The organism is Chryseobacterium sp. SN22 (genome assembly GCF_008329705.1).
Lineage (GTDB): Bacteria > Bacteroidota > Bacteroidia > Flavobacteriales > Weeksellaceae > Chryseobacterium.
The window spans coordinates 1-14,477 of the sequence record NZ_VTSX01000026.1 but is presented as its reverse complement, the minus strand read 5'-3'; the positions used below and the strand labels follow the sequence as shown (position 1 = coordinate 14,477).

Below are 14,477 nucleotides of genomic sequence, written 5' to 3'. Positions count from 1 at the left end.
AAATAAATTAAAACAGCTCTAATTTAGGATCGCTTGGAGGAGAAAGGGCTCCGTGATTCTGAGAAATGATATCGCCCTGTAAACCGGTACCTTTTGCCATCGCAAGAATTTCACCGCTATTGGATCCGGACCCGATCGGGCTGAAATCGTAGCATAAAGATTCGCCGTTTTCATCGGCTCTTTTTACGGTCGGGACCATCACCAGGGTGTGTCTTTCGGCATATTCCTGTCCGATGGGGGTGTCAGCCATAATGTCCCAGTCGGCAGTTTTCGGATAAGCGGCGTAGTAGAACCGGATTCCCAGGTCTTCCGCTGTTGCGGCAGGATGGCTGTTCTGTGCTTCCACTTCGATATCGGAAATAAATTTCTTCAAGGTTGCCAGATCAAAATGGATGGCATGTGCATCATCAATACCCATTGAGTTTTTTACTGACATCAGTTGATTCTTCCTGTAGTTATCCACCAAAGTTTTGATGAAGGCACAGGTCATGGTATTGGGTGCTGAATCCAGCTTTACGGTTTCAGTTTGTAAAGGGATAGATGTTGTTTTCATAAGCTCGTTTTGAATGAAATCTTAGTTGGTCCTGCAAATCTCGTAAAAAAAGAGATTGATGCCACACGGTTTTTTCCTGATTATTTATGGGGTTTTTACGGATTGCAGGTTTGCTGTGAAAAAATTAAAAACAAATTAATATTATCAGATATTATCTTTCTGTAAAGAATATTTTTATCCTTTTACAAAATTCTAATTATCATCATTAAAAAATATTTGTTTTTTGCTTTGTAAAACAGTTATGCTGAGCTTGTCAAAATGCCTTTACGAACTTAAGAACAATCAGTATAACAAAAGTCCCTGTGGACTTTAGGTTTGGTAAATATAAAAGTAAGTGCCGCAGATTTCGTCTGCGGCACTTACTACAAAAATAATATATATGAAAAAAACTACTTATAAGTCGGTTGGTCTGAAAACCAGTCCGGTTTCCTCGAAGTAATCCAGGGTAATCCGGTCTCCGTCGTTTACTTTACCGGCAAGGATTTCTCTCGACAGCCTGTTCAAGACTTCCTGCTGGATTACTCTTTTCAGCGGTCTTGCTCCGAAAGCCGGATCATAACCTTTGTTCATCAGGTAATCCACGGCATCCTGGGTAGCGGTCATGATGATATTCCGTTTAGCCAGCATGTCATTGAATCCTCTCAGCTGATAGGTTACGATTTTTCCGATCTCTTTTTTTCTGAGAGGCTGGAACAATACCACCTCATCAATCCTGTTCAGGAATTCCGGACGCAGCGTCTGTTTCAGTAGATCGAAAACCTGATCTTTGGTTTTATCAACGATTTCATCCTGGTTTTCATCGGTAATGTTTTCAAAATTCTCCTGGATCAGGTGTGAACCTAAATTTGAGGTCATGATAATGATCGAGTTTTTGAAATTTACCACACGGCCTTTATTATCAGTAAGACGTCCGTCATCCAGTACTTGCAGTAAGGTGTTGAAAACATCAGGATGCGCTTTTTCAATTTCATCGAGAAGCACCACGGAATAAGGTCTTCTTCTTACTGCTTCCGTCAGCTGCCCGCCTTCATCATATCCTACATATCCCGGAGGCGCACCGACCAATCTTGAAACACTGTGACGTTCCTGATATTCGCTCATATCAATTCTGGTCATGTTATTTTCATCATCGAATAAAAACTCGGCGAGTGCTTTGGCCAGCTCGGTTTTTCCGACCCCGGTGGTTCCCAGGAACAGGAATGATCCGATCGGTTTTTTATCGTCGCTCAATCCCGCTCTGTTTCTTCGGATCGCATCGGCTACTGCCGTAATGGCCTCGTCCTGCCCAACCACCCTGTGGTGAAGTTCTGTTTCAAGATTTAATAATTTTTCTCTCTCGGACTGAAGCAGTTTGGTTACCGGAATCCCAGTCCATTTAGCGATCACTTCAGAAATATTCTCAGAAGTCACTTCTTCTTTGATAAGTTCATTCTGATGGTTCTGCATTTCAAGCTCAAGCTTGGAAAGCTCATCTTCTTTTTCACGCATTTTCCCGTATTGGATTTCCGCTACTTTGGCATAATCACCGGCTCTTGAAGCTCTTTCCGCTTCCAGTTTCAGGGATTCTATCTCTGTTTTAATCCGGGTTAAATCCTCAGATTTCTGTTTTTCCTTCAGCCATTTGGCATTGATTTCATTCCGTTGCTCGGAAATCCGGGCAATGTCCTCTTTTAAATGGTCGATTTTGGTCTGGTTGCCTTCTCTTGAAATCGCGGCCAGCTCAATTTCCAGCTGCATCAGCTTTCGGTCGAGAACATCCAGTTCTTCCGGTTTGGAATTGATTTCCATTCTCAGTTTGGCAGAAGCTTCATCGATCAGGTCAATCGCTTTATCCGGTAAAAAACGGTCAGAGATATATCGCTGAGACATTTCTACGGCAGCAATAATCGCTTCATCTTTGATTCTTACCTTGTGGTGCGCCTCGTACTTATCCTTGATCCCCCGGAGAATGGAAATGGCGGATTCGGTATCCGGTTCTTCCACCATTACTTTCTGGAACCTTCGTTCAAGGGCTTTATCTTTTTCGAAATATTTCTGATATTCGTTTAATGTAGTGGCTCCGATGGCTCTCAGTTCCCCTCTTGCCAAAGCCGGTTTCAGAATGTTTGCCGCATCCATGGCGCCTTCACCGCCGCCGGCTCCTACCAACGTGTGGATCTCATCGATGAAGAGAATGATCTGTCCGTCGGATTTGATTACCTCATTAACCACCGATTTCAGTCTTTCTTCAAATTCCCCTTTGTATTTGGCTCCGGCGATCAAAGCGCCCATATCTAGGGAATATAGGGTTTTGTCCATCAGGTTTTCAGGAACGTCGCCACTGATAATCCGGTGGGCGATTCCCTCGGCAATAGCCGTTTTACCGACACCCGGCTCACCGATCAGGATCGGGTTGTTTTTGGTTCTTCTCGAAAGGATCTGCAGCACCCTCCTGATCTCTTCATCACGGCCGATTACGGGATCCAGCTTTCCTTCCGCAGCCAATTCGTTGAAGTTTTTGGCATATTTATTCAAGGATTGGTAAGTCTCTTCCGAACTTGCCGAAGTGGCCTTGCTCCCTTTTCTCAATTCTCTGATTCCGCCTTCCAGCAGGTTCCGGGTAACGCCCATGTCTTTCAGCATTTTTGAAACCTCTGAGCTGGTTTCTATAAGGGAGAGCCATAAATGCTCGATGGTTACATATTCGTCGCCCATTTTTTTGGCAATGTTCGGAGCGTCCAGCAATACTTTGTTGGCGGATTGCGAAAGGTAAATGTTTCCTCCCTGTACTTTCGGAAGTTTTTCCAGATTTTCCCGGTTGCGTTCTCTTACCAAAGCCGCATCGGCTTCAGACTTTTTTAGTAAGAACGGCGAAATATTTTCATCCACCTGAAAAATACCTTCAAGAAGATGTTGGGGCTCGATACTCTGGTTGCCAAATTCCATGGCTACCTGTTGTGCGGCCTGGATGGCTTCCTGCGATTTTACAGTATATTGGTTTAAATTCATATCTCTATATTTTTGATGTTATTCAGTTTTTTGTTTTGATTTCAGACATCAGATTTCAGACCATAAGCATTTAATAAAATGTTAATTTTAAAAATCTGATTTTCTAATTTCTGATGCCCTCCATCGTATTTAATCATTTAATTCGTAAGCTATATCGCAAAAAGTATTCAATTGCTGAATTTTTAAAAAATAAGGACAAAATTTCCGAAATATGTATTTTAAGCTTAAATATTGCTTGACAAAATTTCCGGTCCAATCGGTTTTAATTAAAAATTATGGAATAATCGTCATAGGGGATGGGCTAATCATCTGATTGAAATGTTAATTGCTCTGGATTCTTTCAAATTTGAATGAATAAAGCAGTGGTAAAAATTCTGGGGGATTTCTGACGGGTAACTGTAAGTAATGCAGTTGAATGCCAGATGCCATTAAAAATCATATCATCGGAATCCTGTTTTACAATCAAAATAAGTACTTTTGTGTTTTACCTGATGGAACTTAAAGAAAAACAAAAGAAAATATTAGATGTTGCCGTAGAACTTTTCAAGGAGAAAGGCTATATGGGAAGCTCTGTGCGCGACCTGGCCACCCGGCTGAATATCAAGGCGGCTTCCCTGTATGCACACATCCGTTCTAAGGAGGAAATCCTGGAGTGGATCTGTTTCGGCATTGCGCAGGAATTTTTCAATGAGCTTCAGCAGGTGAAAAATACGGAAGCAGCCCCAAGGGAAAAACTGAACCTCTTTATTGAAAAACATTTATCCGTGGTCCTTCAGAACCGCGATGTTACCCATATCTATTCAAATGAATGGAAGCATCTGGAAGAAAGGCTGCCCGAATTTGTGGAACTCCGGAAAAATTACCAGCAGAAAGTGGAACAGTTGATTTCCGATATTTATAAATCAGAACAATGGGAACTCCGGTCACCGTCCTTTACCACGAGGTTTATCCTGCATACCCTCAACAATTCCTATTTCTGGTTTAAAAGAAACACGGAATCCACGACCGAAATTACTGATGAAATAAGGGATAAAATCCTGTTCGGACTTTTGGGAAAACGTAATGTCTAAAGCTGGGTTTTATCCTCCTATAGATCGCATGGATTTTCACGGATAATGTCGGGGCTTCGGCTCCGCTCAGCCACCGGATAGCTTTCTAATTAAATCTCTCACAGATGACACGGATTTTACCGATTTTTGCTTCTTTTTAAAATCTTTGATTTATTTCTTAGGTATTTTAAAATAGGCGCAACGTTTTACCCTAACTTCTTATGTCTCTCATGTGTTAAAATGTCCACTCTTCGATGATAAGCATCCCACATGACGAAAATCATTAAAATTTTGTCATCTCTAAAATTCTTTTTACATTTGTACCTAACAAGTGTTAGTTAGTTTAGTTATGGATTTTTCAGTGGAATATTTACAATTGGATCAGTTAAGGACTTTGCAGTCTGAGCGTTTGGTTCGTTTGGTACGGTATCTGGGTGAGAAATCGGAGTTTTATGCAGGGAAAATGATGGAGTCCGGACTTACATCAGAAGATATACGATCCATTGATGACATTGCTAAGCTGCCGATTACCTATAAACGAGATTTAAGGGATAACTATCCGTTCGGATTATGTACGGTTCCTAAAAGTGAACTGCAGCGGATCCACTGCTCAAGCGGGACAACCGGCAAACCGACGGTGGTAGGATATACCAAAGAAGATGTTGACCTGTTCAGCGAAGTCGTGGCCCGTTCACTGAATGCAGCAGGAGCCCGCCCGGGAATGCAGCTGCATAATGCGTATGGTTACGGTATTTTTACCGGCGGGCTCGGACTTCATTACGGAGCAGAAAAGCTGGGCATGAATGTACTGCCCATTTCAGGTGGAATGACTTCCCGTCAGGTAGACCTGATCATGGATTTTAAACCCGAAGTCCTTTGCTGTTCACCTTCCTATGCTTTAACCATTGCCGATGAACTGACGAAAAGAGGAGTTTCCCCTGAAGAAATCAGTTTACAATATGCAGTTTTAGGTTCAGAACCTTGGACCGAAATTATCAGGCATCATATCGAAGAAAGATTGGGTGTTCATGCCGTAAACATTTACGGGCTCAGCGAAATCATCGGTCCTGGTGTATCCGTCGAAGACTTTGAAGAAAAAGGCGGCTCTTACATCTGGGAAGACCATTTTTATCCCGAAATTTTAGATCCGATTACGAAACAGCCGGTTCCTTTCGGGGAAGAAGGGGTTTTGGTGATTACGACCTTAACAAAGAAAGCCATGCCGCTGTTGCGTTACTGGACCAACGACATTACCAGCCTGTATTACGATGAAAAAGGAAAACGGACCATGGTGAAAATGAAACCGATCCTCGGAAGGGCAGACGATATGCTGATCGTAAGAGGGGTCAATGTGTATCCGAGCCAGATCGAAGAAGCATTTTCTCACGTTCCGGGAGTCATCCCGAATTATTACCTGACGCCGGTGGAAAAAGAACAGATGTGCGTAGCACTGGATATTGATGTGGAAATCGATGCCGGTCTTATAAAATCCTCCCACCTGCAGCCCGATACCGATGAATATCTTACTTTTACCGGGAATTTCGGGAAAAACATAGAAAGCGAAATAAAAAAACGGGTAGGCATTACAACCGCCGTGAAAATTCACGCCCAGGACAGCCTGCCGAAATGCGAAGGCGGAAAAATCAACAGAATACTCAAAAGATAATGAATTCATTTTATAAACTAAAAACCGTAAAGGTTCAGAAAGATACATCGGATGCCGTGAATGTAGCCGTGGAAATCCCTGAAGAGCTGAAAGACAAATTCAGGTTTAAGCAGGGTCAGTATCTTAATTTCCGTATGATGATCAACGGGAATGAAGAGCGGCGTTCTTATTCCATCTGCAATGCTCCCAGTGAAAAAAGCAATACGCTGGAAGTATTGGTCAAGTTATTGGAAGGCGGAAAAGTTTCCGGGTATTTCAACGAACATCTTCACATGGATGAGGTGCTGGAAGTAATGCCTCCGATGGGCGGCTTCAATACTTCGTATCACCCGACCAACGTAAAAACCTATATCGGATTGGCTGCGGGAAGCGGAATCAGCCCGGTGCTTTCCAACATCAAAGAGAGTTTATATCAGGAGCCGGATTCCAATGCGTATCTGTTTTACAGCAACCGGAGCATGAACCATGTGATGAAGAAAGCGGAGATCGAAGCACTGGTGCAGAAATTCAATGGGAGATTGAAAGTCATTTACCTGGTCAGCCGCGAGAAGCATGAAGATGAATTGTTTGAAGGAAGAATCTGTCCGGATAAACTGGAACAGCTGTTTGAAAGGCATCCTGAGATCGATGTAAAGGAATCTACTTATTTTATCTGCGGCCCTGCGGAAATGATCAAAAGTGTGGCAGATTATCTGAAGAAGGATAAAAAAGTGCCGGCTATTCAGGTGTTATTTGAGTATTTCACCGCTCCGGATGAAGAAAATTCGGAGGAAATGAGCGATGAATTCAAAGCCATTGCCAATATTGAAAGTATGGTGACGGTGATCATCGACGACGATGAATATTCATTTCACCTCAACTCAAAAAAAGAAAGTATCTTAGATAAAGCATTAAAGGACAATCTTCCCGTGCCGTTTGCCTGCAAAGGAGGAGTGTGCTGTACGTGTAAAGCCGAAGTTCTTGAAGGAGAAGTTTTCATGGAGAAAAACTACGCGCTTACCGAAGAAGAAGTAGCCAGAGGCTATGTACTGACCTGCCAGTGCCACCCGACCACCAATGTGGTGATGCTGAATTATGATGTTTAATTTCTGTAAAATGTGAAAGTGTATAATGTAAAAAGTATTGAAATACATTGTACAGCCAATATCTTACTTAGTACAAAAAGAAAAGAAATGGACTTAGAAAAATTCGTACAATACGTACACGACGAAAATAAAGTGGAACCGAAAGATGTAATGCCTGACGATTACAGGAAACTTTTGGTTCGTCAGATCTCCCAGCATGCCCATTCCGAAATCGTAGGGATGCTTCCCGAAGCCAACTGGATTTCCAGGGCACCTTCATTAAGAAGAAAAATGGCTTTGCTGGCTAAAGTTCAGGATGAGGCCGGACATGGATTGTATCTTTATTCCGCTACCGAAACTTTAGGAGACGGAAGCATCAGGGCTGACCGGGATGCCACGTATGATGATATGCTTTCCGGAAAAGCCAAATATTCAAGCATCTTCAACTATCCGACGCTGAGTTGGGCAGATATCGGTGCCATCGGATGGCTGGTAGACGGTGCTGCGATCATGAACCAGGTCATGCTGATGGGAAACTCGTACGGACCTTATTCCAGGGCGATGGTAAAGATCTGTAAAGAAGAATCTTTCCACCAGAGACAGGGTTACGAAATCCTGATGGCACTTTGCCGCGGAACCAAGCAGCAGAAAGAAATGGCCCAGGCTTCCCTGAACCGTTTCTGGTGGCCGGCGCTGATGATGTTCGGTCCAAATGATGACAGTTCGCCAAACTCTAAAATCTCAATGAATTACCGGGTGAAAAGAGAAAGCAACGACAGCCTTCGTCAGCGTTTTGTGGATGTTACCGTTTCCCAGGCTGAATTCTTAGGCCTTACCATTCCGGATAAAGACCTGAAATGGAATGAAGAAAGACAGCATTACGATTTCGGGGAACTCCCATGGGATGAATTCATGGAAATCCTGAAAGGAAACGGACCATGCAACAAAAAGCGTATCGAAACCAAACGCAAGGCCCAGAGAGAGAATTCCTGGGTAAAAGAAGCCGCCGCAGCTTTTGCAGAAAAACAACAACAAGAAGTAATATAATTTGAAAATGTATCAATTTGAAAATTTGAAAGTGACTTTAACGGCGTTATTCATTATCAGATCTTCAAGTATACATAATCTATCAATTTTCAAATTAACTAATTTTTCAAATTTTCAAATTGAATTATGGCAAATTTAGATATGTGGGAAGTGTTTATCCAGACTAAACCGGGATTGTCCCACAAACATGTAGGAATCGTACAGGCACCGACTGCCGAAATGGCTTTACAGAATGCCAGGGACGTTTATACCAGGAGAAAAGAAGGAACTTCCGTTTGGGTAGTGCCGAGCAAGTATATCGTGACTTCGGAAGGGATAGACAAAGAAGCATTCTTTGATCCGGCAGATGACAAGCTGTACCGTCACCCGACCTTCTACGAGATCCCGAACGACGTAAAAAATATGTAAATTAATGAATTTGAAAATGTATCAATTTGAAAATTTAAAAATGACTTCTGTGAGGTTATTTATGATCAGATTTTCAGGATACATACTCTGTCAATTTTCAAATTAGCTAATTCTCAAATTTTCAAATTAAAAATAATGAATCCATTATACAATTATTTATTAAAACTGGCGGACGACAGCTTCATCATGGGGCAGCGTTTGTCGGCGTGGTGCGGAGAAGGCCCTTACCTGGAAGAGGATATTGCATTGACGAATATCGCACTGGATGAACTGGGACAGGCCAATAACTTTTACGTGTATGCTTCGAGAGTTGCCGATAACGCTAAAACCGAAGACGATCTTGCTTTTTTAAGATACGAGCATGAATATGTGAATGCCCACTGGACTGAGCTTCCCAATGAGGATTATGCACAAACGATCCTGAAAGTTTATGTTTTTGCGGTATACCAGAAGCTGATGTATCAAGCTTTATCCCAATCCGCGGACGAAGAACTTTCTGCCATTGCGCAGAAATCTTTGAAAGAAGTACGGTATCATTATACCCACGCGGCTTCCTGGATGAAAATTTTTGCTCAGGGAACGGAAGAAAGCAGATCCCGTCTGGAAAAAGCCATTGAGAATATCTGGGAATATACCAAAGGATTATTTGCCAAAACTGAAGGCGAGGATGATCTGATGGCTTTAAATATAGTTCCGGATACAGATGCGCTTTACGAAGAGTTTTTGGCCATCACCAAAAAAGACTTTGCAGATTTCGGGTTAGCATACCCAACAAACCCTTTTATGCAGCCGAAATCCAGAACAGGATATCATACGGAATATTTCGGATTTATGCTTTGCGAACTGCAGTATATGCAGAGAGCGTATCCGGGATGCACCTGGTAAAAAAATCAATTAATTAATTTGAAAATGTGCTAATTTGAAAATGACGAACAGCTTTAAATTTTCAAATTTCCCCAATTTTCAAATTTTCAAATTAATCAATGAAAGATCCTTTAGACATATTAGAAATGGTTCCCGATCCGGAAATTCCGGTGATCAATATCGTGGAGCTGGGCATTGTACGGGAAGCAAGAGTAACCGGGGAAAATTCCTGTGAAGTTACCATTACGCCAACATATTCTGCGTGTCCTGCCATGTTCACTATTGAGGAAGACATCATCAAGATCATGAAGGAAAACGGCTGGGAGGCAAAAGTAACCACCAAAATGTTTCCGATCTGGACGACCGACTGGCTTACAGATGAAGCCCGGGAAAAACTGCGGGTTTACGGAATCACGCCCCCGGAAAAAGGAGCTGACGAACATCATATCGGGAAACCGAAGAAGTGCCCGCGCTGCGGTTCGATGAACTCAAAACAGATCAGCCGGTTCGGGTCTACGCTCTGTAAGGCCTCTTACCAGTGTCTGGACTGCCTGGAGCCTTTTGATTATTTTAAATGCCATTAATCAATATGAAAACGGGCTGATTTGAAAATATATGCATTGCAAAGGGCTGTATTAATCTTTTTTCAGATTAATATTGGTCTGGCCTACTGGTTCATTTTGAAATGTGTAAATTTAAAAACAGTTTTTTAACCATTTTCAAATTATCTAATTAAAAAATTAAAACGATGTACACCCAACTCGATATTGAGACCCATTTTGAAGGAAAGCTGAAAATCGCTTATCTCAACCAGCCTGAAACAATGAATGCGCTGACAAAACCATCTTTGTCTGATCTGAAAGATTTTATTCATGAATGCAGTAATGATCCCACCATACGATGTGTAGCCATTTCCGGAAGAGGAAGGGCTTTCTGTTCGGGGCAAAACCTTGACGATGCTTTTGTTACCGGTAATGAACATCAGGATCACGATATCATCCGTAAAATTGTAACCGATTATTACAATCCGCTGGTGATGGAACTTACCCGATGCAAAAAACCAGTGGTAGCCCTGGTAAATGGTCCTGCCGTAGGAGCCGGAGCTATGCTGGCACTGATCTGTGATTTTGTACTGGCTAACAACAAAGCTTATTTCTCCCAAGCGTTCTCCAATATCGGACTGATTCCTGATACCGGAGGAACTTATTTCCTGCCGAAATTACTGGGAAGACAACTGGCTAATTATTTAGCATTTACCGGCAAAAGATTATCGGCTGAAGAATCAAAATCGTACGGATTGGTAGCTGAGGTTTTTGCGGAAGAAGAATTCAATTCCAAATCCATGGAGATTCTCGAAAAAATGGCTAACATGCCGACAGCCGCGATTAAATTAACGAAAAAAGCATTCGCCAATTCTTATAACAACACCTTGAAAGAACAGCTGGAACTGGAAGCTGACCTGCAACAGGAAGCCGCCGGAACAGAAGATTTCATCGAAGGCGTAAACGCATTTTTACAGAAAAGAAAACCTGATTATAAAGGAAAATAGATCAATTTGAAAATGCATTAATTTGAAAATTTGAAAATGAGAAACGATAAAGAAAATATTATAGTTAATAAGACTTTTAATTTCGCATTAAGTATTATTGAAGTTACCGAAGACTTACATGAAGCAAAAAGATTTCCTCTAGCCAATCAGATTTTTAAAGCAGGAAGATCTATTGGCGCCAATGTAAGAGAAGCCCAGAATGCAGAAAGCAAAGCTGATTTTGTACATAAGTTGAAAATTGCGGCTAAAGAAGCGGATAGACGGAATACTGGCTCTTATTATGTATGATGTCGCCTTACTTAAAATCTCCGGATGAAAAATTATTGTCGGATTTAAAAGAAATTGTTTGATTCTTTCAAAAATTATCTCAACTTCAAAAATAAAATAATTATTAAATTAACACATTTTCAAATTCAAAATATGAATATAGGAATTATCGGTGCCGGAACCATGGGAATAGGCATTGCACAGGTAGCCGCCACGAACGGATGCCGGGTCTGGGTTTATGATGCCAATGCCCAGCAGGTGGAAACAGCTACCCTCGGTCTGGAAAAAACACTGATCAAACTGGTGGACAAACAGAAGATTTCAGGAGAGAAGATGACTGAAATTTTAGCCAACATCTCCATCGCAACGGAACTGAAGGACTTCAAAGACTGTGAACTCATCATTGAAGCCATCATCGAAAATAAAGAAATCAAGACCAAAGTTTTTACGGAACTGGAAAACCATGTTTCCGAAAACTGTATTATCGGCTCCAATACCTCTTCCATTTCCATCACTTCTCTGGGTGCTGAACTGGAACATCCCGGACGTTTCATCGGAATCCACTTTTTCAATCCGGCTCCGCTGATGCCTTTGGTAGAGGTAATCCCGTCTTTGCTGACTGAAAAATCATTACCGGAAAAAATCTACAGCCTCATGAAGGATTGGGGAAAAACGCCGGTGATTGCCAAAGACATTCCCGGATTTATCGTGAATAGGATTGCCCGCCCGTATTATGGGGAAGGCCTCCGGATTGTGGAAGAAAACATTGCCACCGTAGAACAGGTGGATGATGCCATGAAAACCATCGGGAACTTTAAAATGGGTCCGTTTGAATTAATGGATCTCATCGGCGTAGACGTAAATTTTTCGGTAACCAAAACGGTGTACAACGAGTATTTTTACGATCCGAAATACAAGCCGTCCCTGTTGCAGCAGAGAATGTCCGAAGCCAAGCTTCACGGCCGGAAAACGGGCAAGGGATTCTATGATTATGCAGAAGGAGCAGTGAAACCCGAACCTCAGAAGGATGAAGCGCTTTACCAGCAGATTTTCCTGAGAATCATCTCCATGCTGATCAATGAAGCGGTAGAAGCCAAAAGATTGGGTATTGCCAGTGATCAGGATCTTGAATTGGCCATGCAGAAAGGCGTCAATTACCCGAAAGGATTATTGGCCTGGGGCGAAGAAATCGGATACACAAAAGTCTCCGGAACCCTGCAGGATCTTTACGGAGAATATCAGGAAGAAAGGTACCGACAAAGCCCGTTGCTCCGTAAATTATAAATGTACCAATGCAACAGTTTAGCATTCTAATAATTAAAAAATTGCTAAACTATTACCTTAAAAATGGATATAGAAGGATTCAGGGCTGAATTGGAAACCAGGCTGCATATTGAAAAAGAATATCTGGTTCAGGAACTTTCTTCGATAGAAAACGATCGGGAGCGGCTTGAAGTATTGTCAAAATTTAATGGAAAATACAAAGCCCTGATCAAAAGAATGTCGGATGAAGAAGGCATTGATCTGGAGGCTTCCGACCTTAATAAAAATAATAACGATCCGGAAAATCTTTCCAACGGTCAGGTTATTTTGGGTAAAACCATGAGCATTTACGACCGGTTGGCTGATGAATTATACGAAGAAATAATACGGCAATAAATACTTCGATCTAAAACTGAAAATTATGCTTAAAAGAATATTGGCAAAGAAAAATTTCCTGCGCTCTCTGGTGAACGCAATCATTTTTACTACCAGTTTTTTTCTGGTAAAGCTTCTTTTTTATGCATTCGGGTGGGAGGATAAAGAAAGCCTGAATATATTTGGTTTTGCATTTTATTTCCTCTTTATATTTCTCGGTTTCTTTATCTTAGATGGCCGAGATTATACCTGGAAAGATTTACTGAAATTTAAAAATTTAAATAATAATAAATGACACCCAAACAGGTTGCAGAATATATGCTTGGTCAGGACCATTTTTCCCAATGGATGGATATCAGATTAATCGAAATCAGAGAAAATTATTGTTTAATCGAAATGCCCGTTAAAAAGGAAATGATCAACGGGCTGAAAACGGTGCACGGTGGTGTTACCTTTGCTTTTGCCGATTCGGCACTGGCCTTTTCCTCCAATAATTCGGGAGACGCCGCAGTAGCTTTAAACTGTGTTATCAATTTTACCAAAGCCGGAAAAGAAGGTGATGTTTTCAAAGCAGAAAGTATTCTGGCCAATGAAACCCGGAAAACAGCAGTTTACGACATTAAAATCTCCAATCAGAACGAAGAGCTAATTGCCAAATTTGTTGGAACCGTGTATAAAATAGGAAAAAAAATTACAGAATTATGAGGCGCACTCTTATAGATTTTAATAACTATAACCGAAGAAGAATAGTTTTATCTAGTATAAAGGAATTATCAATCATTCTTAAAGTGATAATTGGTTTGGGGATTTCATTATTTATATTTTTAATTATAAATATGAATGGTAATGCTACTTATAATTTTCTAGCTCTTGGAATTATAGTATTAATTTTTTTAACTCTAATTTTAAAATTCTCAATAGATGACATCAAAAAACTAAAAACTGTTGTACCAGATTATAAGCCAGATTCTATGTTTATAGATTGGATGAACTATAAATTAGTCAATGCATATAATGTTAAAATTGAGCAGAGTGAATTAGTAAATTTAAGTTTGGAAGACTTAAATTATAATATGCTAATTGTAGAAACTGACCGACCTGAGAAGCCAATTCTTAATTATAATATTCCAATTATATTGATTAGTGTACTGAGTTTGATTCTAGCTAATTATTCACCATTATTTCAGTTTATAAAATTTGATGGGTCAAAAGATCAGGAAGTATTACTAGCTCTTAAAAATATATGGAAGATATTAAGTCCCCTAAAAATCCCAAAACTCGCGCGAATTATTTATCTGTTCTCTGATCCAATATTGTCTCGCATTTAAACAGTGGATTTTCTCAACGGTTACAAAATTATTTTTCTTAACGCTCCATTTCCTAA

General features: G+C 41.0%; 15 protein-coding genes. 13 read left to right on the top strand and 2 right to left on the bottom strand.

The window, feature by feature from the left end; all coding sequences use genetic code 11:
- Positions 1-7: 7 nt before the first annotated feature.
- Complete coding sequence (locus FY557_RS16440) at positions 8-553, bottom strand: hypothetical protein (protein ID WP_149248332.1); 546 nt, start codon at positions 551-553, stop codon at positions 8-10.
- Positions 554-946: 393 nt separating this feature from the next.
- Complete coding sequence (gene clpB, locus FY557_RS16435) at positions 947-3,541, bottom strand: ATP-dependent chaperone ClpB (protein WP_149248331.1); 2,595 nt, start codon at positions 3,539-3,541, stop codon at positions 947-949.
- A 491-nt stretch (positions 3,542-4,032) separates the two neighbouring features.
- Here clpB and FY557_RS16430 point away from each other — a divergent pair, with 491 nt between their 5' ends.
- The 13 genes from FY557_RS16430 to FY557_RS16370 all read left to right on the top strand — a co-directional run bounded on the left by FY557_RS16430 (position 4,033) and on the right by FY557_RS16370 (position 14,421).
- Entirely contained in the window at positions 4,033-4,611 is a 579-nt protein-coding gene (locus tag FY557_RS16430) for a TetR/AcrR family transcriptional regulator (protein ID WP_149248330.1), read from the top strand.
- Between the two features lie 328 nt (positions 4,612-4,939).
- Positions 4,940-6,256 (top strand): phenylacetate--CoA ligase family protein, encoded by a 1,317-nt coding sequence (locus FY557_RS16425; RefSeq protein WP_149248329.1) that lies wholly within the window; start codon positions 4,940-4,942, stop codon positions 6,254-6,256.
- The gene (locus FY557_RS16420; RefSeq protein WP_149248328.1) at positions 6,256-7,341 is read left to right on the top strand and encodes a 2Fe-2S iron-sulfur cluster-binding protein; all 1,086 of its coding nucleotides are present in this window, start codon (positions 6,256-6,258) and stop codon (positions 7,339-7,341) included. Before FY557_RS16425 ends, FY557_RS16420 begins: the two co-directional genes overlap by 1 nt.
- 87 nt (positions 7,342-7,428) lie before the next feature.
- Entirely contained in the window at positions 7,429-8,367 is a 939-nt protein-coding gene (gene paaA / locus FY557_RS16415; RefSeq protein ID WP_149248327.1) for a 1,2-phenylacetyl-CoA epoxidase subunit PaaA, read from the top strand.
- Positions 8,368-8,493: 126 nt separating this feature from the next.
- A complete protein-coding gene (gene paaB / locus FY557_RS16410) occupies positions 8,494-8,775 on the top strand; it encodes a 1,2-phenylacetyl-CoA epoxidase subunit PaaB (protein ID WP_034695796.1) in 282 nt (93 codons plus the stop codon).
- Positions 8,776-8,910: 135 nt separating this feature from the next.
- Complete coding sequence (gene paaC / locus FY557_RS16405) at positions 8,911-9,660, top strand: 1,2-phenylacetyl-CoA epoxidase subunit PaaC (RefSeq protein ID WP_149248326.1); 750 nt, start codon at positions 8,911-8,913, stop codon at positions 9,658-9,660.
- Positions 9,661-9,758: 98 nt separating this feature from the next.
- Complete coding sequence (gene paaD / locus FY557_RS16400; RefSeq protein ID WP_149248325.1) at positions 9,759-10,223, top strand: 1,2-phenylacetyl-CoA epoxidase subunit PaaD; 465 nt, start codon at positions 9,759-9,761, stop codon at positions 10,221-10,223.
- A 164-nt stretch (positions 10,224-10,387) separates the two neighbouring features.
- Entirely contained in the window at positions 10,388-11,188 is an 801-nt protein-coding gene (locus FY557_RS16395) for an enoyl-CoA hydratase/isomerase family protein (RefSeq protein ID WP_149248324.1), read from the top strand.
- Between the two features lie 36 nt (positions 11,189-11,224).
- A complete protein-coding gene (locus FY557_RS16390) occupies positions 11,225-11,476 on the top strand; it encodes a four helix bundle protein (RefSeq protein ID WP_228451811.1) in 252 nt (83 codons plus the stop codon).
- Between the two features lie 132 nt (positions 11,477-11,608).
- Positions 11,609-12,739 (top strand): 3-hydroxyacyl-CoA dehydrogenase NAD-binding domain-containing protein, encoded by a 1,131-nt coding sequence (locus FY557_RS16385; protein ID WP_149248323.1) that lies wholly within the window; start codon positions 11,609-11,611, stop codon positions 12,737-12,739.
- 63 nt (positions 12,740-12,802) lie between these two features.
- Positions 12,803-13,114 carry a hypothetical protein gene (locus FY557_RS16380; RefSeq protein WP_149248322.1) on the top strand — a complete coding sequence of 104 codons (312 nt, stop codon included), beginning with the start codon at positions 12,803-12,805 and terminating at the stop codon, positions 13,112-13,114.
- A 270-nt stretch (positions 13,115-13,384) separates the two neighbouring features.
- A complete protein-coding gene (locus tag FY557_RS16375) occupies positions 13,385-13,798 on the top strand; it encodes a PaaI family thioesterase (RefSeq protein ID WP_149248321.1) in 414 nt (137 codons plus the stop codon).
- Positions 13,795-14,421 (top strand): hypothetical protein, encoded by a 627-nt coding sequence (locus FY557_RS16370; RefSeq protein ID WP_149248320.1) that lies wholly within the window; start codon positions 13,795-13,797, stop codon positions 14,419-14,421. Before FY557_RS16375 ends, FY557_RS16370 begins: the two co-directional genes overlap by 4 nt.
- Positions 14,422-14,477 lie beyond the last annotated feature (56 nt).